Origin of the sequence: Lentzea sp. NPDC051208, assembly GCF_040682435.1 — a bacterium.
GTDB lineage: Bacteria > Actinomycetota > Actinomycetes > Mycobacteriales > Pseudonocardiaceae > Lentzea > Lentzea kristufekii.
On sequence record NZ_JBFBAW010000037.1, the window covers coordinates 25859 to 47119 of the forward strand.

A 21261-nucleotide genomic window follows, 5' to 3' on the forward strand; every position below is an offset into this window, starting at 1 on the left:
TCGGAGCCGGCGTGAGCGAACAGTTCAAGGTCGAACCGGACGAGCTGCGCGGGTACAGCGAGCTGCTGGACCGCAACGCCCAGCACTTCCTGACCATCAAAGACCACGCCATCTCCAAGGGCGGCGACACCAGCGGGTTCACCGGCCTGCTGACCTTGCTGCACCCCGTCGTGACCGGCGTCGCGCGCCTCTACGGCGAGACGCTGGACTTCGCGAACAAGACCATGCTCAAGGACGCCGACGCGCTGCGGAAGACGGCCGACTCCTACGAGAAGGTCGACCTGCACGGCGTGCAGCTGCTCAAGCAGAGCGGAGGTGGCCGGTGACCACGGCGTACGCGGACGTCCAGGACCCGTCGGCCGCGCTGAACGCGGCCGCGGAGAACCGCCCTGGCCGGCAGACCACCAAGGAGCTGATCGAGGCCGCAGGGTGGAAGCTGCAGGGCGTCAACTGGATCTACGAGAAGGTCACCGGCGAGAACCTGATCGAGTCGCTGATCAGCCCGCTGGTCGGCGACTTCGAGAAGATCGACGCCAACGCCAACGCGTGGGACCAGGTCGCCAAGGCGCTGGACGCCGTCCGGCACAACGTCGGTGACGGCGTCGGTCAGCTCAACCCGCACTGGAACGGTGGCGCCGCGCAGGCGTTCGAGCGCCGCATGGACACCATGTGGGTCATCGCGATCGAGGCGGACTCCCAGGTCGCCCGGATCATCGGCAACAAGTTCCAGTCCATGGCGTCCGCGTGCCGGTCGGCCACGAAGGTCGCCCTGTTCCTGCTCGACAAGCTCTGCACCATGCTGCTCGAAGCGGCGATGACCGCGGTGATCCCGGTCGTCGGCTGGGGCCGCGCGGTGTGGATGGTCTACGACGCGATCCAGATCGTCGACGCGATCCGCAAGATCATCCAGTCGATCATGACGCTGATCGAGGGCGTGCAGGGCATGGTCGACGGCATCGTGGCCATGGGCACGGCGCTGATGAAGCTCAAGGACGTCCGGGACGTGAACGACGCGCTGGACGTCGTCGACGGTGTGCAGGACGGCAAGCAGAAGTACGACAACGGCGTGGCCGCGGCGAAGTCCGGTGCGATCGGTGTCGGCCTCGGTGCCTACGGCCTCGGCAAGGCCGGTTCCGCGGCCTCCGGCCGGGGTGCCAGCGCGCCCGCACCTGCTCCGGCACCCGCCCCGGCACCCACCGGCGGTGGTCAGCAGTGACGTTCCCCTACGACCAGGCGCGGCTGCAGGCCCTGTTCTCCGAGGTCGACTCCCGGGTCGATGACCTGGGCAAGGTCGCGACCGCCGCGTCGCAGGTGCAGCGCAGGTCGCGCGGACTATCCGAGCAGGACCTCCGTGAGATCGAACGGTTCGCGAAGTCGCCGGGCGCGCCGAAGGAGCTCAAGGACCTCCAGCGGCGCGTGGACGCCGGCGAGATGACGTGGGCCGACGTCGCGTCCGGCCGCGCGATGAACGACGAGGGCGTGCAGAAGGCGCTCGCGGTCGGCGTTCCCGACCTCCAGCGCGCCTACCGCGCGATCGAGGAGGGCCAGGACATCGACGACATCATCACCTCGGGCAACCCGGCCGCCCACCAGCCGCCGCCACGCCCGCGCCGTGATGACGACGACGAGGACGACGGCCCGAACCACTTCCGCAAGGACGCCTGGTAGCCAGGGCGTCGCAGAAGCCGTTCCACCGCTGGCACGCCACCTCACCCGCCCCGCGTGCGGCACGAACAGCGGCGGCCTAGACCGGCCAGTCCACCCCGCCACTGCTCGTGTGGCTGGTCCCGGTACCGCGGACGACGTCGAAGGCGACCGCGCAGGCGGTCGCCAGCGACCGCACCGGTTCGGTCACCTGCGGGTTGATCTGCACGACGTCCCGGCGGACGCGCCTGCCGCCCCGCCTGGCGCGCCTGCCGGTCTCGATCCGCGCGACGTCACCGAAGAAGCAGAGCTGCTGACCGTGCGCGTCGTGCAGCGACTGCTGCCACGCGCCGTGCGTCTTGATCGTCCCGATCAACTGGCCCTGAGGGGTGCTGACGCGCACCTCAGGGCGACGGCCGAACCCCTTGGCGATGTGCATGATCGGCTGGCCGTGCGGCGCGACGACGTCGAGGTCGAACGTCGTCCAGCCGGAGAACCCCGTGTGCCGCAACGGTCGCTGGAGGCCGGGCCCGGTCCGTTCACGGACGACGGCGACCGGCGCGTCCCGTTCGTCGAACACCTCCACCCGGTAGTGCGGCCGGAACAACAGGCTCATCGCGGTCCACGGCTGTTCGACGTAGAGGGTGCTCACGGTGATGCAGCGTACGAGGCGTCGAGCGCGCGGGTGTGCGAAGCTTGCGACCCGTGCGAACTGAAGTGGTCTTGGACGCGAACGCTAAGTCAGAACTCGCTCGTCTCGTGAGCGAATTGGCCGTGGTGCACGGCAAGGTGACTCTCTCCAGCGGCAAGGAAGCCGACTACTACGTCGACCTGAGGAGGGCGACGCTGCACCACGCGGCGGCCCCGTTGATCGGCAAGCTGCTGCGGCAGCTCACGTCGGACTGGGACTTCGTCGCGGTCGGCGGTCTGACCCTCGGCGCGGATCCCGTCGCCTACGCCATGATGCACTCCGCCGGCGCGGACGGTGACGTGCTCGACGCGTTCGTCGTGCGCAAGGCGAACAAGGCCCACGGCATGCAGCGCCAAATCGAGGGCATCGACGTGCGCGGCCAGCGGGTGCTCGCGGTCGAGGACACCTCCACCACGGGTGGTTCGGTGCTCACGGCCGTCAACGCGCTGCGCGAGCACGGGGCCGACGTGATCGGTGTCGCCACGGTCGTCGACCGCGGCACGGGCGCCAAGGAGGCCATCGAGGCCGAGGGCCTGCAGTACCGCTACCTGCTCGACCTGAACGACCTCGGGCTCGCCTGAGGTTTTATCGAGAGCGCTTCGAGCCACCCCGTCTTAGTCTGGAGGACGGGGTGGTGCGAATGGCCAGGTTGTTAGCCGAAGCGGTCATGCTGCTGCACTTCGCCGTGCTGGCGTTCCTGCTCGTGGGCGGGTTCCTCGCATGGCGGTGGCGCGGTGTGATCTATCCGCACCTGGCGATCGGCGCGTGGGCGATCCTGAGCCTGCTGATGCCGGTGACGTGCCCGCTGACGACCGCGGAGGAGTACTTCCGCGCGCAGGCGGGCATGCCGCCGCTGGGCACGGGTTTCATCGACCACTACATCGACGGCGTCTGGTACCCGGAGAGCGCGTCGATGCTGGTCCAGCTGGTCCTGGGGTCGATCGTGATCATCTCGTGGATCGGCTTCTATGCTGGTCACCGTGCTGCTCGAAGGCTTTCACGCTGTTAAGCACGCGTTGCGCTTCGGCGCCGACGTGCACCCGTTGATCACGACGGACCTCGCCGCCGCGATCAGCCTCGCCGAGACGCACGCACCTGACCTGCGCGAGCGGTTCGAGGCCGCCACCGAGGTCGACCAGAACCACTTCAAGCTCAGGGTCGGCCGCACGCACCCGACGGGCGTGGCGGGGTTCGCGGAGAAGCCCGACCTGCCGTTCGACCGCGTTGCACCGGTCGTCCTGCTCGACAACCCGCGCAACCTGGGCAACTTCGGCGCCGCCATCAGGGTGGCCGCCGGCCTCGACGCGGGCGGCGTGATCTCGACCGGTGACGTCGACCCGTGGCACCCCAACGTGCTGCGGGGATCCGCCGGACTGCACTTCGCGCTGCCGGTCGCCAAGGCGGAGAGCCTCGACTTCGCCGGTGAGCTGATCGCGTTCGACGCCGACGGCGACCTGCTGAAGGGCCCGATCCCCGACGACGCCGTGCTGGCGTTCGGCTCGGAACGCCACGGGCTCTCGGCGGAGGTCCGGGAGAAGGCCGCGAGGATCGTCCGGCTGCCCATGCGCGAGAAGGTCAGCAGTTACAACCTCACAACTTCTGTGGCCATGGGCCTGTACCACTGGGTGACTCACCGAGCTTCTTGACCGATCAAGCGCGCACGATGACCAGGTGGTGATCGCGAAACTGCTGGCGGCACGCGCGGGTGTCGCGGAGCGCGCGGTGTACTCCAGGCACCTTCGGCGGGTCTGGGGTGTGCCGGGCACGCTTCTCGGAGCGCGGGCGTGGCCCCCGCTCTTCAAGGACAAGATCCACACCAGCTTCAACTACTGGTGGCAGGCACACCTGCTGGACTGCATGATCGACGGCTACCTGCGCTCGCCCAACGAGCTGCGCAAGACGGCCATCGCGAAGGTCGTGCGGGGCATCAGGGTGCGCAACATCCTGGGCTGGACCAACGACTTCTACGACGACATCGCGTGGCTCGGCCTGGCCCTGCAACGCGCCGAGCGCGAGGTCGGCATCGCGAAGCCCAAAGCGCTCGACGCGATCGCCGTGCGGCTGCGTGACGGCTGGACCGACCACGCCGGTGGCGGCATCTGGTGGAAGCGGGGCGACGACTTCAAGAACGTCCCCGCGAACGGCCCGGCCGCGATCTTCCTGGCCCGCCAGGACGAACGCACCGATCTCGCCCGCGCACGGTCCATCGTGGACTGGGTCGAGGAGCACCTCGTCGACCCCGGAAACGGTCTTGCGTGGGACGGTCTGCACGTCCACCCCACCGGCGAGATCCGCGAGTACGAGAAGAACATCTACACGTACTGCCAAGGAGTTCTCATCGGCGCGTGCGTCGAGCTCGCCCAGCGCGGCCAGCAGGACAAGTGGCTCGACAAGGCCGCCCGCACGATCACCGCCGTGCACGACGACCTCGCCACGAACGGCGTGATCCGGGGCCAGGGCGGTGGCGACGGCGGCCTGTTCGCGGGCATCCTCGTCCGCTACCTGGCCCAGGCCGCGCTGATCATCCCCGACCTCGATCCCGAACGGCACGAGACCGCGGACCTGGCCAGGGAACTCGTGGTGCAGTCGGCGGAAGCGGCGTGGAACAACCGCGCGATGGCGGTGAGCGGACCGCTGTTCGGTCCGGAGTGGACCGTCCAGGCCACCGAGGACGAGGGCCGCGACCTGTCCGTCCAGCTCGGTGGCTGGATGTGCCTGGAGGCGGCCGCCCTGCTCGAACGGAACGGTCTGGACGTCGCTACTGCTTGAGCCAGCCGAGCAACGTCTTCGCGTCCTCGCGGAACTGCTCCGGCGAGTCGTCCAGCACGAACTCCAGCAGCGCGTTGCGCTCGACGCCGTCGCGCGCGAGCTCGGTCAGCACCGGCTTCCAGAGGTCACGGCGCTCGGCGAGCGGGAACCGCTCCTTGAAGCCACCGGTCCCCCACGAGAAGACGTGCGCCGTCACTGGTTCCAGCGTCCGCACCTCGTGCACGGCCGAGAACAAGTCCTGACCCCCGCGCGGCTGCCAGTACGACATCACGCCGTCGACCTCGTCCAGCAGCTGCACCGTCGAGTCCAGCGTGTCCGTCAGCGTGTTCCCGTGGTACTCCAGCGCGATCTTCGTGCCCATCGCCTCGGCGTGTTCGACGGCGTGTTGCAGCGCCTCGACCACCGGTGCGCGGTCCGGGCACTCCTCCGAGCCGGACGTGCCCGCCCAGACCCGCACGAACGGCGCGTCCAGCTCGGCCGCGGTCTCCAGGATCGGCGCCAGGTCGGCCCGGTCCGAGACGCCCGCGCGGTAGTACGACCCGTACGCGGCCACCTTCAGACCGGTGTCCAGCGCCCGCCGCGCCGCCGCGAAGTCGCCGGGCGGGACGTGCACGTCACCGCCCCACTCGACGGCCTGCAGCCCGCACTCCGTCGCCAGCGCGCCGATCTCTTCGATCGTGAGCTGCCGGAACGTCACCGAGACCAGTCCCGGGATCAGCATCCGCAGGACTGCCTGTGCCGGAGCGAGGGCGCGAGCCGGATCGTCTCCGGCGGCCTCTGCGGGTCGGCGATGCGGGAGAGCAGCAGCTTCACCGCGGTCCGGCCGATCTCCTCGACCGGCTGGGCCAGCGTCGTGAGCGGCGGTTCTATCAAGGTGGCCCACTCGACCTCGTCGTAGGCGACGACGGCCAGGTCCGTGCCGAGCTTCAGGCCGCGGGCCCGTGCCTCGTGCAGCATGCCGACCGTGACGAGGTGGTCCGCCGCGACGACGGCCGTGGCCGGGTCGTCCTGGTCGAGCAGCGGCGCGAGCCAGCCGCTCTGCGACACCAGCGCCTCGTCCCACTTCAGGCCCGCGCGGCCGAGGCCGAGGCGGTAGCCGAGGATGCGTTCCTCGGTCGTCGCCACGCCCGCCTGGCCGCAGACGATGCCGATCCGGCGGTGCCCGAGCTCCGCGAGGTGTTTCACCAGACCCGACGTGGCCTGCACGTTCTCCGGCCCGACCTGGTCGATGTCCTTGGCCACGGTCAGCCGGTCGACCAGCACCGTGGGAATGTTCAGCCTCTTGAGCTCCGGCAGCACGAGGCTTCCCCCGGCGCCGGCGGACGGTGTGAGCAGCAGCCCGTCGACTCTTCGCGAGCGCAGTGTCCTGACCGCGGTCTGCTCGGATTCGGGGGTGTCCCTCGTGTCGATCAGCACGAGCGAATAGCCGTTGCGAGTCGCCTCGGACTCGATGGCGGCGATCAGCTCGGCGAAGTACGGGTGGGAGACCAGTGACACGGCCAGGCCCAGCGACTTCGTGCCGCCCATGACCAGCGATCGCGCGATGGCGTCGCCCGTGTACCCGGTCTCGTCGATCGCCTTCTGGACGCGCTCGCGCGTGTCCCCGGCGACCGGCCTCGTCTCGTTGATCACGTGTGACACCGTGGTGATGGAGACCCCCGCGAGAGCCGCGACATCCCGCATGGTGACCATGACCTGGGACCATACCCGTTTGGAGGAAGGCCAGATGGCAGCCGTGCTGTGTGTCGGGCTCACAACTCTCGACGTGACCCAAAGGGTGGACGAGTTCCCGGATCCCGGGCAGAAGATCCGCTCGCTGGGCGCCGTGCTGTCACCCGGTGGTCCGGCGGCCAACGCGGCCCGTGCGGTCGCGGCACTGGGCGGCAGGTCCGCGTTGCTCACCGCACTGGGTGCCGACGCATTGGGTGAATTCGTCAGGGCCTCCTTGGACCCGGTCCAAGTGACCGCGGTGCCGGGCACGACGCCCGTGAGCATGGTCGTCGTCAGAGACGCCGATGGGGAGCGCACGGTCGTTTCCCGGAACGCGTCGGTGCCGGTGACGGCGCCGGATTTGTCTGATCTTCTGGCCGGTGCGGACGTGGTGCTCTTGGACGGACACCACGAAGGCCTGGCGATCCCGGCCGCCCGGCGGGCGAAAGCCCTGGGATTGCCTGTGGTGCTCGACGCCGGGAGCTGGAAACCTGTCCTCGATCACCTGTTGCCGCTGGTGGACGTGGCCGCCTGCTCTCACGGGTTCGAGCGGTCCGAGGCCGAGGTGCACTCCTGCGGGGTGCCGCTGGTCATTCGCACGCACGGTGCGGAGCCGGTCACCTGGTCGCGGAACGGCTCGACCGGAGAGCTGCCCGTCCCCGCGGTGGCGGTGAAGGACACGAACGGTGCCGGCGACGTCTGGCACGGCGCGTACGCCTACGCGCTGGCGTCAGGCGCGGACCCGGTGGACGCCATCGGCTTCGCGTCGGAGGCGGCCGCCGTTCGCGTCGGTGCGGTCGGGGACTGGGTTGAGGAGCTGGCACGGTGGCAGGACAGCAGGTCAGGTTCGACGAGCTGCTAGAGCGGGCTCGGGTACTCACCGATCAGGGTGAGCGCAAGATTCTCGGCATCGGCGGCGCACCCGGTTCGGGCAAGTCGACACTCGCGCGGCGGCTCGTCGAGGCACTCGACGGCCAGGCCGTGCTGGTGGAGATGGACGGCTTCCACCTCGCGCAGAGCGAACTCGAACGGCTGCGGCTGGTCGAGCGCAAGGGCGCCCCGGACACGTTCGACATCCCCGGCTACGTGGACCTGCTCGGCCGGATCAAGGCGTGCGGCCCGGACATGATCTACGCGCCGGAGTTCCGCCGCGAGATCGAGGAACCGATCGCCTGCGCCGTGCCGGTGCACCCGGACGTCCCGCTCGTCGTCACCGAGGGCAACTACCTGCTGCTCAACTACGACAAGTGGAAACGCGTCCGCATCATCCTGGACGAGGCGTGGTTCCTGTTCATCGACGAGGACGTGCGCGTGCAGCGCCTGATCGACCGGCACCTGCGGTACGGGCGCACCTTGTCGGAGGCGGAGGAACGGGTGCTGCACGGCACGGACCACGTCAACGCGCTGATGGTGAACTCGTCGAAGGGGTCGGCGGACCTGCTGATCACCGAGGTCCTGTAGGCAACCGGATCGGCAGCGCGCGCGTGCATCCCGCGGGGGGAAACGAACATGGACTCTGCGCTGGGAATCTTGCTGCGCCATCACCGGATCGCCGCCGGGCTCACCCAGGAGGCGCTGGCCGAGAAGGCGGGCCTGAGCGGTCAGGCCGTCGGCTCCCTGGAACGGGGTGATCGCCGGCATCCCCATCGCGCCACGGTGCTCCGGCTCGCCGACGCGCTCGGCCTGTGCGGGGACGAGCGGGCCGAGTTCGCCGCGGCCGCCGCCCGCACGCCCGCACCTCGCCGCACGCCGTGCGCACCGGTCCGGCAGCTGCCCGCCGCGCCGGTGCGGTTCTCCGGGCGGGAGGCCGAGGTCGCCGAGCTGACCGGCCTGGTCGAACGGTCGGGCGTGGTGGTCGTCGCGGGCATGGCGGGCGTCGGCAAGACGTCGCTGGCTCTGCACGTCGCCCATCGCGTCGGTGAGCTCTTCCCGGACGGCCATCTCTACCTGGACCTGCGTGCAAGCCTGCCGCCGCAGGACGCGCTGGGCCAGCTGTTGCGCGCGCTCGGCCGGCCCGACCACGGCGGGACGCTCGCCGAGACCGCCGCGCGGTTCCGGTCCGCAGTGGCAGGGAAGCGGGTGCTGCTCGTGCTCGACGACGCGGCGACGGCCGGCCAGATCCAGCCGCTGCTGCCCGGCACCGCGGGCTGTGCGACGGTCGTGACCAGCCGCCGGGCCATGGACACCCTGCCGCAGGCCCGTCACCTGAGGCTGGACGTGCTGCCCGAACACGAGGCGCTCGACCTGCTCGCGGCCTACGCGGGACCGGAACGGACCAGCGCCGACCCCTCGTCGGCGGTGCAGGTGGTGGAGCAGTGCGGACGGCTGCCGCTCGCCGTCCACCTCGCCGGTGCCCGGCTCGCGTCCCGCCCCGCCTGGCCGCTCGCCCACCTCGCACGCCGCCTGGCCGTGCGCAGGCTCGACGAACTGGACCGCGACGACGCGGGGATCCGGGCGAGCTTCGCCGTGTCCGTCGACCAGCTGGAGCCGGCGGACCAGAGCGCGTTCACGCTGTTCGGCGTCTTCGAGGACGTGTCGCTGCCGGTCGCGGCCCGGTTGCTCGACGTGGACGGGCTGGCCGCCGAGCTGGTGCTGGAACGGCTGGCCGACCTGCACCTGGTGCAGGCCACGACGCCCGGCCGCTACCGGATGCACGACCTCGTCCGGACCTACGCGCGCGAACAGCCCGCGGACCCCGAGGCGCTCGGCAGGGTCGCCGGCCTGTTCGTCGCGGTGGCGTGGCGGTCGGTGGCGCTGGCCGTGCCGCACAGCTTCCGCGGGACCTGGGCCGATCCGGCGTGGGCGGAGGGCGCACCGGACTTCGCCACGGCCGCGGCGGCCTTCGCGTGGCTCGACGAGCACCGCCCGCACCTGATCGGCCTCTGCCGGACGCCCGGTGTGCCGGCCTGGGCGCTGGTCCGGCTCGCGACGGGCCTGTTCCCGTACTACCTGAGCCGCGGCCATCGCGAGGACTGGGCCGAGATGTGCGGGCTGGCGTTGCCCGCGGCGAGCGAGCCGCTGGCGCACGCGATCCTCGAGATGGACCTGGGCGTCGCGCTGAGCGACGCCGGCCACCTGAGCCGCGCTCTGGCGGGGTTCCGGGAGCTGGGCGACACCAACGGCGTTGCGGTCTGCCTCACCAACCTCAGCGAGGTGATGGAGACCGTCGAGACGGGTGAGGAGAGCCTCGCTCTGGCGCGTGAGCTGGGACTGAAGTGCGTCGAGGCCGCAGTCCTGGAACACCTGGGAAGCGCCTACGGCAAGAGGGGAGATCACGCGCGCGAGCTCCGTTGCTACCAGGACAGCCTGCGGCTCAGCTCTCTCGAAGGCGACGACCGCGGGTGCGCGGGCGTGCTGCACCGGATCGGTGCCCTGCACCGCCGGTCAGGCCGGACCGAGGAAGCCGCGACGGCGCTGGCGCGGAGCCTGCACCTGTTCCGCGAGGGTGCTGACGCGGCGGGCGAGGCGGCGAGCCTGGAGGAGCTGGGGCTGGTGCACCTGCTGCGCCGGGACCGGGCGAGGGCGGCCGAGACGTTGCGCCTCGGCCTCGGCATCGCCGAGCGGCACGGTGACCTGAGACGGCAGGCGAGCCTGCGGCAGCACCTCGCGAAATGTGGAGGTTGATCGTAGAGGTTGTCGCTGTTGAGGTCCTTGCGTTCTCGCAACCATCAACGACATGAACAACTTCTCGAGGAAACTCGCCAGGACGGTCGTCGCCGGCGCACTCGCCGCCGTGGCCGTCGCCGTCGCCACGCCCGCCGCCTCGGCCGCGGTACGCGACGGCGTGTGCAACGACAACGAGATCTGCCTCTACCACTTCAGCGCCCTCGGCGGATCGCTCTCGGACTTCACCGGGAACATCGCGAACTACGGCGACTCGCAGCCGACCTGCTACGAGTTCAAGAAGCCGAATGCGGCGGGTTACCTGCAGTGCGTCAAGAACAACGCCGCGTCGGTGTGCAACACGACCAACCGCGACATCCGCGTGTACTTCAACAGCAACTACGGCGGCGCGTTCGACACGGTTCCGGCCAACAGCTGCCGCAACCTCGTCAACACCTACTACGAGAACGCGTCACACAGGTTCATCTAGAACGCGTCGCACCCGTTCCTCTGACGGATCAGCGCGCCTGCGGGTGGCTGATGTGCTCCAGGTCGTCACTGGATTCGTCGATCGGCTTCGCCATCTCCTGGCGGTAGCGCCAGATGCCCCAGCCGGTGCCGCCCAGGAAGAACGCGACGCTGACGACGATCGCCGCGGTCTCGAGCCACGGGAGCTGCTGCAGGATGCCCGCACCGTAGTAGCCGGCCAGCACCAGCGTCGGCACCCAGGCGATGGCACCGATGGTCGTGGCCAGTGTGAACCGCTTGAGGTCCATCCTGGCCGCGCCCGCGATCATCGGTGCCAGCGTGCGGATCCACGGGATCCAGCGGGCGAGCACGACGGCCCAGAAGCCGCGCCGGTCGAGGAACTCGCCCGCGCGTTTCAGGTTCTGCCGGTTCAGCACCTTGCCGCCCTTGCGGGCGAGCACGCGCGTGCCGGTGCCCCGGCCGATGAAGTACCCGACCTGGTTGCCGACGACGGCGATGATCAGAGCCGCGAGGGACAGCAGCCACGCCGACAACTCGCTGTTGTGCGTCGCCAGCACCACGCCGGCCGCGAACAGCAGCGAGTCACCGGGCAGGAACAGCCCGAAGATGAAAGCGCACTCGACGAAGATGAAGCTCAGCACGATGACCCAGACGGCCACCGGACCCGCGGTCTCCAGCGAGGCGAAAGCATGCGCCACGGTGAGCCAGCCTACGTCGTGCCGCGCCGGCGGTACGGCGACTTCGGACTGACGGGTGGGCGAAATCTGGATTGAGCACGCTGAGTCACTGCGTGAACTCCCTTCGGTCGAGATCACCATCGAGTGAACCAGCCGAATCGGACTAGCGTGCCGCGCCGCACGTTCGCCGCTGAAGTCGCTCCACCAATAGCACACCACCTCATCCGCGCCGTGCTTCAGCCGCACGCGGGGCGCTTTCGTGCGGCATGACAGTACGAAAGGGCCCCGCGTGCGGCGCGAAACAGCAGGCGGATTTCCGACTCGGGACACTAGCGTGGGAGACATGGAGAGTCTGCTCGCTGAACTCCGCACCGCTGTGGGTGATTCCGGCGTCCTGACCGACGCCGACGTCACCGCGAGCTACCAGCGCGACATGATGCCGCTGGCGCCGCACGGCAGTCCGCTGGCGGTGGTGTTCCCGCTGAACACCGAGCAGGTCCAGGCGGTGGTGAGGGCCTGCGCGAGCCACGGGGTCCCGATCGTCCCCCGTGGCGCGGGCAGCGGTCTCTCCGGCGCGGCGAACGCCATCGAGGGCTGCGTCGTCCTGGTCACCACCAAGATGGACGCGATCGTCGAGATCGACACCGACAACCGCCTCGCCGTCGTCGAGCCGGGCGTGGTCAACCTCGACCTCCGCGGCGCGGTGGAGAAGCACGGCCTCTTCTACCCGCCGGACCCGAGCAGCTACGACTGGTGCACGATCGGCGGCAACCTCTCCACCAACGCCGGCGGCCTGTGCTGCGTGAAGTACGGCGTGACCACCGACTCCGTGCTCGGCCTGGAGGTCGTGCTGGCCGACGGCGAGGTGTTGCGCACGGGCCGCCGCACGGTCAAGGGCGTGGCGGGCTACGACCTCACCAAGCTCTTCATCGGCTCCGAGGGCACGCTCGGCGTGATCACCAAGGCCACGCTGGCGCTCAAGCCCCTCCCGCAGGCCCCGGCCACGCTGGTCGCGGCGTTCAGCAGCACCGCCACGGCGGGTGCCGCGGTCAGCCGGATCGTCCGCGAGGGCCTGGTGCCGTCGCTGATGGAGATCATGGACCGCACCTCGATCGAGGCCGTCGAGCAGTACCTGAAGACCGAGCTGGGTGCCGGGCCGGGCTGCGCGGCGTTGCTCATCTGCCAGTCGGACGCGGGCGGCGAGCAGGCCCGGCACGAGCTCCAGAAGATCGAGGAGATCTGCCTGGAGGCCGATCTCGTCTACGCGACCCACGACGTCAACGAGGGCCGCGACCTGCTGACCGCGCGCAGGGCCGTGCTGACCGCGCTGGAGATCTACGGCTCGTGGCTGACGGACGACGTGTGCGTGCCGCGCACCCGCATCGCCGAGCTCATCCAGGGCTGTGAGGACATCTCGGCGGAGGTCGGCCTCAAGATCGCCGTCGTCGGCCACGCGGGCGACGGCAACATGCACCCGACGATCGTCTACGACCCCACCGACGCCGACCAGTTCGCCCGCGCCCAGAAGGCGTTCGACGACATCCTCGCGGTCGGGCTCGCGCTGGGCGGCACGGTGACCGGCGAGCACGGCATCGGCAAGATCAAGCGCGAGTGGCTGGCGAAGGAGATCGGGCCGGTCGGCCTCCGGGTCCACCGCGAGATCAAACGCGCGCTGGACCCGGAGAACCTGTTCAACCCCGGCTCGATGTTCTAGTCAGCAGCATGTCTGCTGCACAGTGGGGAACGGTTCCTGAGCTGCCTTCTCCACCTCGGCGAGCATCTGCCGCCGCACGTCCGGACCGAGCACGCGGCCCCGCGTCAGCACGGTGTGGATCCGTTGCGTGTTGCGGATGTCGGACAGCGGGTTGCCGTCCAGCACGACGAGGTTCGCGGCCTCGCCGGGCTTGAGCGCCGCGCCCCGCGTGCCGGCCTGCAACGCCGCCTTCGGCGACAGGCCCGCCTCGACCAGCAGCTCCAGTTCGTCGTGCACCGAGAAGCCGGAGAACGAGTACGGGTTGCCGGCGTCCGTGCCGAGCAGGATCTCGACGCCGTGCGCGTGCATCTCGGCGACCTGCTCCTGGCGGCGCCGGAAGAACTCGGCCTGCTGCCGGATCTCCTGCGGTGTCACCGGAACCCACCGCGTGAGGCTGTCGCGCCACAGGTCCCGGTAGAACGCCGGCATGTACTTCATCCGCGGATCGTCCGCGAACCTGTCCGCGGGACTGGAGTACACCCGCATCGCGACCATCGTCGGGCACAACGCGGAGTTGTTGCGCTGCAACCGTTTCGCCAGCTGCAGAGCCTTGCTCCGGCTGTGCGAGAGGGTCGCCTGCCGTTCGAATTCCAGCACTCGCCTGAACCACGCGAACGGGTCCGCCGGGTCGAGCGGCAGGTCCGCGATCGCCTGGCGCAGCTGGGTTTCCCGCGTGCTGGTGGCGAGCGGCAGGCCGTACATGTGCTCGAACGTGCGCTGCCCCAGGTCACTCGCGTCGCCCAGCGGCACGTGGTTCGAGCAGTGCCCGGCGAACGTGATGGCCTGCCGCGAACACTCGTCGGCGATGGCCGCGAGCGTCGGACGGTCCAGGTACGAGTACACCTTCACGAAGTCGGCGCCCTGGGCGTTCCGCACGGCCTGCCTGCCTTCGTCGGGCGTGCTGACGATCACCGCGCCGGGCAGCGTGGAGTGCGGTCCGTCGATGATCATGCTGCCGACCACCAGCCTGGGGCCGAACACCTCGCCGCGCTCGATCCGTTCGCGCAGCTCGTAGATAGGCGGGAAGCCCCACATCTCACGGATGCCCGTCACGCCGTTGACCAGGCACAGCGGCAAAGTAATCCGGTCCATGAACGCGCCGTGCACGTGCATGTCCCACAGGCCGGGGATGACGAACTTGCCGTTGAGGTCGAGCACCGTGGAACCGCGCGGCAACGGCAGGTCGCACGGGCCGACGGCGAGAATCCTGTTGTCCGCCAGCACGATGGTCGAGCCGGGCCGGACGCCGGACGAGTCTATGAGCGTCACGCCGCGCACCGCGGTGACGCCGATCGAAGCCTGTGCCCGGCCCGGCAGCAGGCCCGCGCCCGCTGCCGCACCGAGCCCGGCCAGCCATCCCAGCACTTCACGTCGAGTCGTGTCGGTCATGCGGTTCAACCAACACCTTGACGTTGCGTGAGACTCAAATCCTTTCGAGCAGCGCGTTTTGGCGGTCACGCGGCACGGCAGGTCCTGAGGTAGCTGAGGAACGAGGCCTGCAGACCGGTCACGTGCGTGTCGCGCAGCACCTCGCTGGTGACGGCCGCGCCGCGGGCGGTGAGGCGGTGCAGGACGGTGGCCGCGTTCTTCGTGAGGTTCTGGTAGACGGGCACGTTCCCGAGGATCTCCCGGTCGTTGAAGGTCAGATGCAGCTTGGCCGGCTGGTCGCCCAGCTCGTCGATCTGCGCGAAGACCTGGCTGCTCTCGCTGGCGACGCCCGGGCTGCCCGCTCCGATGGTCTCGAAGAGCGTGGTGCCGGTGAGCCAGGCGTAGAGGCTGAAGAGTCCGCCGTAGGAGTAGCCGAAGAGGCCGTGACCGCTCGTGGCCGTGCCGTAGTCGCGTTCGATCCGAGGATGTAGTTCCGAGGTGAGGAAGCTCAGGAACGCATCGCCACGGGTGTCTCGCAGTTCGTCGAGGTAGGCGTCGGCTTCCTCGCGGGTCATCGCACCCGTCCGGACTCCCATCTCCACGGCGTCGAGGAACTCCTGGGCGACGGGCTCGCCGGGTGGCACGAGGTCCCTGTTGCGCAGCCTCGCCCAGTGCTCTGCTTCCTCACCCGCGTAGCCCACGCTGACCTGGATGTACGGCTTGATCCGCTGCATGGGGTCCTGCTGGGTGACGATGAGCGGGGCCGTCATGCCCACCGCCCAGTTGCCGTCCAGCACGTACACGACGGGCACCTGTGCCGTGGCGGGGTCGTAGCGCGGCGGCGTGGTGACCCAGACGCCGTAGTCGTGCCCACCGCTGGAACGCAGCTCGAAGTAGTCGGTGTCGGCCAGGCAGCCGTGCCACATGGTGCTCATCGGAGGTCCTTCACAACACGTCCGGCTTGGACGACCACGGCGTCGAGCCGCTCACCGAACCAGTTTTCCATTGGATAAATACCTTGTCCAATGGATAAACTAGGGGCGTGGTCCTGTCAAGCACGGCACGCAACGGCGATGCACGCGAGCGCCTCCTGGCGCGTCTGCTCGACGTCTTCGACGACGGCCTTCCGCCACCGGAGGCCTCACTCCGCGAGATCGCGGCCCGGGCCGGGACCAGCCACGCGCTCCTGCGGTACCACTTCGGGTCGCTCACGGGCGTTCTAGCGGCCTTGCTCGCGGCGCAGCGGACCCGTGACAACGAGGCGCTGTTCCGGGACGCCGGGCACGGCACCTTCGACGACCTCGTCCTGGCGATCTGGCGGGCCTACACCCGCCCGGAGCAGCTGTCGCGCGTCCGCGGGTTCTTCCACGTCGTGGGGCTGGCCGCGTACAGCCCGGACGACTTCCGCGAGTTCATCTCGTCGCTGGACGACCTCACCAGCATGCTGGCCTCGCTGGCGGAGCGCGAAGGGCTCGACGCCGGGGAAGCGCTGACCAGGGCCACCGTCGCCGTCGCCGCGATCCGCGGCCTGCTGCTGCAGGAGGTGCTGACGCCGGGGGTGTGCTCGGAGGACGCGCTCGCGCTGATCCTGGGCCTGGGAGGGTCGCGAACGAAGCAAAAGGCCCGCCTGTCGTGACAGGCGGGCCTCGCTGTGTTCGGTGATCCGGCGGGTCAGCGCTCCACGCGGGGGATGATCTGCGTCGAGTCGTCCTGCAGCGTTGCCTGCATGACCTGCGTGATGTCGTCCGCCTCTTCCTCCAGCAGCGACTTCTTCTCCCTGCGCGCCTTGATCACCTCGATGATGATCGGCACGATCGACAGGAAGACGATGGCGAGCAGCGTGATCTCGAGGTTCTCCTTGATGAAGGAGACCTGGCCGAGGAAGTAGCCCAGGATCGTCAGACCCGCGGCCCACGCGACGCCGCCGATCGCGGAGTACGTGAAGTACTTCTTCGGGTCCATCTTGCCGACACCGGCCATCGCCGTGATGAACGTGCGGACGATCGGCACGAACCGGGCGAGGACGATGGCGCGCGCGCCGTACTTGTCGAAGAACTCCTGCGTCTTGTCGACGTACTCCTTCTTGAAGATCTTCGACTCGGGCTTGCTGAACAGTGCGGGACCGGCCTTCTGGCCGATGTAGTAGCCGACGACGTTGCCGACGAACGCGCACACCGTCAGCAGCACGCAGACGAGCCAGAGCGGGGTGTCGATCGTGCCCGCCGCGACGAAGAGACCCGCCGTGAACAGCAGCGAATCGCCCGGCAGGAAGAAACCGACGAGGAGCCCGCACTCCGCGAAGATGATGAGGCACAACCCGATGAGCATGTACGGGCCGAGCCCGTTCAGCAGAACGGTGGGGTCCAGCCAGTCAGGGCCCAATGCAATCGTCACGGCGACAACGGTACAGGTCAGCTCAGGGTGATCACTGCGGCCACCGTGCCCGCTGCCAGCCCCAACAACAACGCGAGACCGAGGATCCACCACACCGGCATCGGCGAGGGGGGTTCATCGGCGATTGGGGCATGCGCGACAAATCCGGCATTCGTACTGGTCGCCTGCGCTCGCAACGCGTCGGTCACCAGTCGTTCCGGATCGTCCGCCATGCACCTAGTCCTTGACCCACTCGCCCCTGACCATCACGTCCCTCGGCTTCAATTCTGCATCCAGGACGACGATGTCCGCCGCACAACCCGGCTGAAGCTTGCCGGTGTCGAGGCCGAGGAGTTCGGCGCCACGGGTCGACGTCGCGTGCACGGCCTCCATGAGCGTCAGCCCGCACGAGTTGACGGCGTTGCGGAACGCCATGTCCATGGTGAGCGTGCTGCCGGCCAGTGCGGCACCGCCGGCCAGCGTCGGCACCCCGTCGACGACGCGCACTTCGAGGCCGCCGACGTCGTACACGCCGTCACCGACACCGGCGGCCGCGATGGCGTCGGTGATCAGGATCGTGCGCTTGCGGCCCGCGTGCCGCGCGGCGAGACGGACCGCGGTCGGGTGCAGGTGCACCAGGTCGCAGATGAGCTCGACGGTCACGCGGTCGTCGTCCAGCAGCGCGCCGATCGGGCCGGGCTCGCGGTGGTGCAGCGGGCGCATGCCGTTGAACAGGTGCGTCGCCACCGACGCGCCGGCGTCGACGGCCGGGCGGACCTGCGCCTCGGTCGCGTCGGTGTGGCCGATGGCGGCGATGACGTCGTTGTCGACGAGCTGGTGCACGGCCCGGACCGCACCTTCCAGCTCGGGTGCGATGGTGATCATGCGGACGGTGCCCTTGCCCGCGTCGAGCAGCTTCGTCACCGAGGTCTGCTCCGGCGGGCACAGGATCGCCGGGTCGTGCGCGCCGCAGCGTGCGGCGGACAGGAACGGGCCCTCCAGGTGGATGCCCGCGACCACGCCCTCCTGGGTCAGCTCGGCCAGAGCGGACACCTGGTCGGCCAGTTCCGGCACCGGCCGCGAGACCAGCGAGGCCAGCAACGTCGTGGTGCCGTGCCGGCGGTGTGCAGACGCGGCCTTGCGGACCTTCGCCGGATCGCTGCTGGTGAACGCGTCACCGCCACCGCCGTGGCAGTGGATGTCGACGAATCCGGGCACGACCGTGCAGCCGCTGACGTCGGTCACCGGGCCTTCGGGTGCCGCTCCCTCACCGACCGCGGCGATCCTGCCGTCGCGAACGCTCACCCACCCGTTCTCGAGCACTCCACCAGGCGTGACGACCCGACCACCGGTCAGGATCACGTCGACCGGTCCACCCCACGTGCTCATCACGCCTCCAGCGTGTCGATGGCCAGCAGCGCCGCGCCGAGGAAGCCCGCCTCGTCGCCGAGCGCCGCGAGCCGAAGCTCCGGTCGGCGCTGGAAGGCGATCAGGCCGTCCAGCCTTTCCCGCAAGGGATCCACCAGCAGGTCTCCTGCCAGTGCGAGCCCACCGCCGAGCACCACGGCCTCCGGACCGAGCAGCGTCGCCAGCACCAGGATCCCCCTGGCGAGCGCGTCCACGGCCTCGTGCCACACGGCGACGGCGTCCTGCTCCCCGTCCCTCACCCTGAGTGCGACCTCAGCGGCTCCCTTGACGGGGGTGCCGGTACGCGCGGTGTACCGGCGGGCGATCGCCGCGGAGGACGCCACCGTCTCCACGCAGCCGATCTGGCCACAGGCGCACGGCACGCCGTGGCCGACGTTCACATGTCCGATCTCACCGGCGTAGCCCTCGCCGCTGTAGATCCTGCCGTCCAGCAGCAGCGCGCCGGCGATCCCGGTGCCGATCGGCATGATCACCGCGTTGCGCAGGTCCTTGGCGGCACCCATGCGGCATTCGGCGAGGCCCGCGGCGCGCACGTCGTGGCCGAACGCGACGGGCACGCCCAGCCGTTCGGTCATGACCGCGCTGAACGGGAACTGGCTCCACGGCAGGTTCGTCGTGTACACCCCGACGCCGCTGGCCTCGTCCACGATGCCCGGCGCCACGATCCCCACGGCGTCGATCTCGTGCTCGGAGGCGTTGCGGAGCTCGTCGACGAGTTCGGCGATGACGTCGAGGAGGGGCGCCAGCTCGCCGGGAGTCGCCCGGCGCGCGTGCTTCTCCGCCGCGACCGACTCCGAAGTGCCGGTGACGAGCGCCGCCTTGGTTTCGGTGCCACCGATGTCAACGGCGACCACGTGTCTGCGTGCCACGGGAACTGATCCTGCGGCATGGGAGGCCTATTGGTCTATACCAAGTACCGATTTGGGCGCGTGGTCTTACTGGCTGAAACCGCCCGCATCGGGCAAAACGGCCTCAACTGGGGAAACGGTGAAGTTTGTTGCCTGGTGGGCTCAGCCCGCCATGATCTTCTGCAGGGCGTCCAGGGCACGGGAAGCCGTGGACTTCACGGTGCCCTTCGAGATGCCGGTGGCCTCGGCGATCTCCGCCTCGGACAGGTCGCCGTAGTAGCGCAGCACGAGCACCTCGCGCTGGCGCGGCGGAAGCTGCTGCAACGCCTTGACCACGGCCTGGTGCTCCGCCGTCAGCATCGCGAGCGATTCGGCCGAACGTGCGTTCGCCACGTGCGGCGGCGTGTAGTCGCGGGCCGTCTTGCGCCGGCGCAGCACGCTGCGGGAGCCGTTGACCACGGCCGTGCGGAGGTAGCCGACGGCCGCCTGGGAGTCGCGCAGACCCTTCCAGTTGCGGTGCAGGCCGGTGAAGGCCTCCTGAACCACGTCCTCGGCCGTCGAAGGCTCGTCGACGAGCAGCAGCGCGAGCCTGACCAGGCGCATGCGGTGCTGCTTGTACAGGTCTTCGAGCGTGAGGGGCCCTGTGGGAGGTCCTGCGACGCCGTCCTTGATTCGCAGGTTGGTCAGGGTGTCCTGCACGGTGCGCGGTGTTTCTTCGCCAACCACAAGGTAGGACGGTACCGGTCAGCTTCACTACGGTGGAGGCATGGCCCGCTTTGCAGTGGAATTGGTGTTCGGCCCGGATCGCGAGAAGCGCCTCGCGGTGCGCCCCGAACACCGCGAGTACATCACCTCTCTCGCCGAGAAGGGCGTGGTCCTCGCCTCAGGTCCGTACGCGGACGACACCGGCGCGTTGATCATCTACGAGGCGGCGGACGAAGCCTCCGTGAAGGAGATCATCGCCGCCGACCCCTACACGCCCGCGAACGTCGCGGAGTGGCGCATCCGCGAGTGGAACGCGCTGCTCGGCTCCTGGCTCAACGGCTAGCAGCCTGCCCGCCCGGCCCGACCAGGCCTGACGTGTCGCTCGCGGCCATCTGCCGGTCGGCGTCGGCCACCTCCTCGACCGCCTGGCGGTCCACGACCACCGGCGTGAACGCGCGGAAGTACTTCAGAACGCCGACCCAGCCGGGGACGTGGACCGCCTTCGCCCGCTTCTCGATGCCCCTGACGACGGCCCTGCCGACGTTGCGGACGGGGTACTTCTTGCTCGCGAGTCCCGGCATGCCCTGGCGCAGCTTGCCGAAGACCGGGTGCTCGTCGGCGCTGTTGACCATGTCCGTGGAGATCCACGAGAAGTACGCCGTGCCGACGTCCACGCCCAGGTGCCTGACCTCGGCCCGGAGGCTGTCCGCAAACGCTTCGCAGCCCGCCTTCGCCGCCGAGTAGGCCGCGTTGCCGGGGATGTGGACGATCGCCGCGAGCGACGAGACGACCAGGCAGTAGCCGCGGCTCTTGATCAGGTGCGGCAGCGCCGTGCGAACCGTGCGCCACACACCGAGCAGGTTGACCTCGATGACGCGTTCGAACGCCTTCGGGTCCATCGAGCGCACGAACCCGGTGGCCGCGATGCCCGCGTTCGCCACCACGACGTCGATGCCGCCGAAGTGGGCCGCGACCTCGTTCATGACGCGGTCGAGCACGTCCCAGTCCGTGACATCGGCTTCCCACGCCTTGCCGCCGGTCTCCCGCGCGACCTCTTCGAGCTGGGCTTTCTCCAGCCCGACGAGCGCGAGACGAGCCCCGCGCCCGGCCAGTTGCCTCGCCACCTCGGCGCCGATGCCCCTGGCCGCGCCGGTGATCAGTACCACCTTGCCCGTGACGTCCATGCTCGTCACGGTAACGCAA

Annotated in this window: 26 protein-coding genes; 14 read left to right on the top strand and 12 right to left on the bottom strand. The window is 69.6% G+C overall.

Annotated elements, in window-relative coordinates; translation table 11 throughout:
* Window positions 1–11 precede the first annotated feature (11 nt).
* From AB0M48_RS44520 to AB0M48_RS44530, 3 genes are read left to right on the top strand one after another with little or no spacing between them, the layout of a single operon-like run.
* Window positions 12–326 (top strand): hypothetical protein, encoded by a 315-nt coding sequence (locus tag AB0M48_RS44520; protein ID WP_363855096.1) that lies wholly within the window; start codon window positions 12–14, stop codon window positions 324–326.
* A complete protein-coding gene (locus AB0M48_RS44525) occupies window positions 323–1216 on the top strand; it encodes a hypothetical protein (RefSeq protein ID WP_363855099.1) in 894 nt (297 codons plus the stop codon). Before AB0M48_RS44520 ends, AB0M48_RS44525 begins: the two co-directional genes overlap by 4 nt.
* On the top strand, window positions 1213–1668 hold the full coding sequence (locus AB0M48_RS44530; RefSeq protein WP_363855102.1) for a hypothetical protein: 456 nt from the start codon (window positions 1213–1215) through the stop codon (window positions 1666–1668). Before AB0M48_RS44525 ends, AB0M48_RS44530 begins: the two co-directional genes overlap by 4 nt.
* A gap of 76 nt (window positions 1669–1744) precedes the next feature.
* On the opposite strand, the gene AB0M48_RS44535 is transcribed toward AB0M48_RS44530, so the two are convergent.
* Window positions 1745–2296, bottom strand: coding sequence for a hypothetical protein (locus AB0M48_RS44535; protein WP_363855105.1), 552 nt, complete (start codon window positions 2294–2296; stop codon window positions 1745–1747).
* A gap of 65 nt (window positions 2297–2361) precedes the next feature.
* On the opposite strand from AB0M48_RS44535, the gene pyrE reads away from it, so the two are divergent.
* From pyrE to AB0M48_RS44555, 4 genes are read left to right on the top strand one after another with little or no spacing between them, the layout of a single operon-like run.
* Window positions 2362–2916 carry an orotate phosphoribosyltransferase gene (pyrE, locus tag AB0M48_RS44540; RefSeq protein WP_090066190.1) on the top strand — a complete coding sequence of 185 codons (555 nt, stop codon included), beginning with the start codon at window positions 2362–2364 and terminating at the stop codon, window positions 2914–2916.
* Between the two features lie 59 nt (window positions 2917–2975).
* Window positions 2976–3344 (top strand): DUF2784 domain-containing protein, encoded by a 369-nt coding sequence (locus tag AB0M48_RS44545; RefSeq protein WP_363855108.1) that lies wholly within the window; start codon window positions 2976–2978, stop codon window positions 3342–3344.
* Window positions 3304–3981, top strand: a complete 678-nt coding sequence (locus AB0M48_RS44550) for a TrmH family RNA methyltransferase (RefSeq protein ID WP_363855110.1) — start codon at window positions 3304–3306, stop codon at window positions 3979–3981. Before AB0M48_RS44545 ends, AB0M48_RS44550 begins: the two co-directional genes overlap by 41 nt.
* 25 nt (window positions 3982–4006) lie before the next feature.
* A complete protein-coding gene (locus tag AB0M48_RS44555) occupies window positions 4007–5104 on the top strand; it encodes a glycoside hydrolase family 76 protein (RefSeq protein ID WP_363855113.1) in 1098 nt (365 codons plus the stop codon).
* Here the strand turns inward: AB0M48_RS44555 and AB0M48_RS44560 are convergent.
* The gene (locus tag AB0M48_RS44560; protein WP_363855116.1) at window positions 5094–5825 is read right to left on the bottom strand and encodes a TIM barrel protein; all 732 of its coding nucleotides are present in this window, start codon (window positions 5823–5825) and stop codon (window positions 5094–5096) included. The two genes, AB0M48_RS44555 and AB0M48_RS44560, sit on opposite strands and share 11 nt — an antisense overlap.
* Window positions 5819–6796 carry a LacI family DNA-binding transcriptional regulator gene (locus AB0M48_RS44565; protein ID WP_363855119.1) on the bottom strand — a complete coding sequence of 326 codons (978 nt, stop codon included), beginning with the start codon at window positions 6794–6796 and terminating at the stop codon, window positions 5819–5821. The genes AB0M48_RS44560 and AB0M48_RS44565 overlap by 7 nt, the downstream gene beginning before the upstream one ends.
* A gap of 34 nt (window positions 6797–6830) precedes the next feature.
* Here AB0M48_RS44565 and AB0M48_RS44570 point away from each other — a divergent pair, with 34 nt between their 5' ends.
* From AB0M48_RS44570 to AB0M48_RS44585, 4 genes are read left to right on the top strand one after another with little or no spacing between them, the layout of a single operon-like run.
* Window positions 6831–7676, top strand: a complete 846-nt coding sequence (locus tag AB0M48_RS44570) for a PfkB family carbohydrate kinase (RefSeq protein ID WP_363855122.1) — start codon at window positions 6831–6833, stop codon at window positions 7674–7676.
* Window positions 7640–8275, top strand: coding sequence for a nucleoside/nucleotide kinase family protein (locus tag AB0M48_RS44575; protein WP_045315649.1), 636 nt, complete (start codon window positions 7640–7642; stop codon window positions 8273–8275). The genes AB0M48_RS44570 and AB0M48_RS44575 overlap by 37 nt, the downstream gene beginning before the upstream one ends.
* A gap of 48 nt (window positions 8276–8323) precedes the next feature.
* Window positions 8324–10438: a helix-turn-helix domain-containing protein gene (locus tag AB0M48_RS44580; RefSeq protein ID WP_363855126.1), complete on the top strand. Its 2115-nt coding sequence runs from the start codon at window positions 8324–8326 to the stop codon at window positions 10436–10438.
* A 52-nt stretch (window positions 10439–10490) separates the two neighbouring features.
* A complete protein-coding gene (locus AB0M48_RS44585) occupies window positions 10491–10907 on the top strand; it encodes a peptidase inhibitor family I36 protein (protein WP_363855129.1) in 417 nt (138 codons plus the stop codon).
* A gap of 28 nt (window positions 10908–10935) precedes the next feature.
* On the opposite strand, the gene AB0M48_RS44590 is transcribed toward AB0M48_RS44585, so the two are convergent.
* Window positions 10936–11604, bottom strand: a complete 669-nt coding sequence (locus tag AB0M48_RS44590) for a DedA family protein (protein ID WP_363855131.1) — start codon at window positions 11602–11604, stop codon at window positions 10936–10938.
* Window positions 11605–11926: 322 nt separating this feature from the next.
* Between AB0M48_RS44590 and AB0M48_RS44595 the strand changes: the two genes are divergently transcribed.
* Window positions 11927–13297 (top strand): FAD-linked oxidase C-terminal domain-containing protein, encoded by a 1371-nt coding sequence (locus AB0M48_RS44595; protein ID WP_363855134.1) that lies wholly within the window; start codon window positions 11927–11929, stop codon window positions 13295–13297.
* Here the strand turns inward: AB0M48_RS44595 and AB0M48_RS44600 are convergent, their stop codons facing one another.
* The gene (locus AB0M48_RS44600; protein WP_363855137.1) at window positions 13298–14725 is read right to left on the bottom strand and encodes an amidohydrolase family protein; all 1428 of its coding nucleotides are present in this window, start codon (window positions 14723–14725) and stop codon (window positions 13298–13300) included.
* A 65-nt stretch (window positions 14726–14790) separates the two neighbouring features.
* The gene (locus AB0M48_RS44605) at window positions 14791–15639 is read right to left on the bottom strand and encodes an alpha/beta hydrolase-fold protein (protein ID WP_363855141.1); all 849 of its coding nucleotides are present in this window, start codon (window positions 15637–15639) and stop codon (window positions 14791–14793) included.
* Window positions 15640–15746: 107 nt separating this feature from the next.
* Here AB0M48_RS44605 and AB0M48_RS44610 point away from each other — a divergent pair, with 107 nt between their 5' ends.
* Window positions 15747–16340: a TetR/AcrR family transcriptional regulator gene (locus AB0M48_RS44610; protein WP_363855144.1), complete on the top strand. Its 594-nt coding sequence runs from the start codon at window positions 15747–15749 to the stop codon at window positions 16338–16340.
* Window positions 16341–16375: 35 nt separating this feature from the next.
* Here AB0M48_RS44610 and AB0M48_RS44615 read toward each other — a convergent pair whose 3' ends face one another.
* The 5 genes from AB0M48_RS44615 to AB0M48_RS44635 form a co-directional block, all read right to left on the bottom strand.
* The gene (locus AB0M48_RS44615; protein ID WP_319983271.1) at window positions 16376–17098 is read right to left on the bottom strand and encodes a VTT domain-containing protein; all 723 of its coding nucleotides are present in this window, start codon (window positions 17096–17098) and stop codon (window positions 16376–16378) included.
* 17 nt (window positions 17099–17115) lie between these two features.
* On the bottom strand, window positions 17116–17310 hold the full coding sequence (locus AB0M48_RS44620) for a hypothetical protein (protein ID WP_363855147.1): 195 nt from the start codon (window positions 17308–17310) through the stop codon (window positions 17116–17118).
* Between the two features lie 4 nt (window positions 17311–17314).
* Complete coding sequence (gene nagA / locus AB0M48_RS44625; protein WP_363855150.1) at window positions 17315–18466, bottom strand: N-acetylglucosamine-6-phosphate deacetylase; 1152 nt, start codon at window positions 18464–18466, stop codon at window positions 17315–17317.
* Entirely contained in the window at window positions 18466–19374 is a 909-nt protein-coding gene (locus tag AB0M48_RS44630; protein ID WP_363855153.1) for an ROK family protein, read from the bottom strand. The genes nagA and AB0M48_RS44630 overlap by 1 nt, the downstream gene beginning before the upstream one ends.
* Before the next feature lie 141 nt (window positions 19375–19515).
* Window positions 19516–20079, bottom strand: a complete 564-nt coding sequence (locus AB0M48_RS44635; RefSeq protein ID WP_030477748.1) for a SigE family RNA polymerase sigma factor — start codon at window positions 20077–20079, stop codon at window positions 19516–19518.
* Window positions 20080–20119: 40 nt separating this feature from the next.
* On the opposite strand from AB0M48_RS44635, the gene AB0M48_RS44640 reads away from it, so the two are divergent.
* Entirely contained in the window at window positions 20120–20401 is a 282-nt protein-coding gene (locus tag AB0M48_RS44640; protein ID WP_363855157.1) for a YciI family protein, read from the top strand.
* Here the strand turns inward: AB0M48_RS44640 and AB0M48_RS44645 are convergent.
* Window positions 20391–21242 carry an SDR family oxidoreductase gene (locus AB0M48_RS44645; RefSeq protein WP_363855160.1) on the bottom strand — a complete coding sequence of 284 codons (852 nt, stop codon included), beginning with the start codon at window positions 21240–21242 and terminating at the stop codon, window positions 20391–20393. The two genes, AB0M48_RS44640 and AB0M48_RS44645, sit on opposite strands and share 11 nt — an antisense overlap.
* Between the last annotated feature and the right edge of the window lie 19 nt (window positions 21243–21261).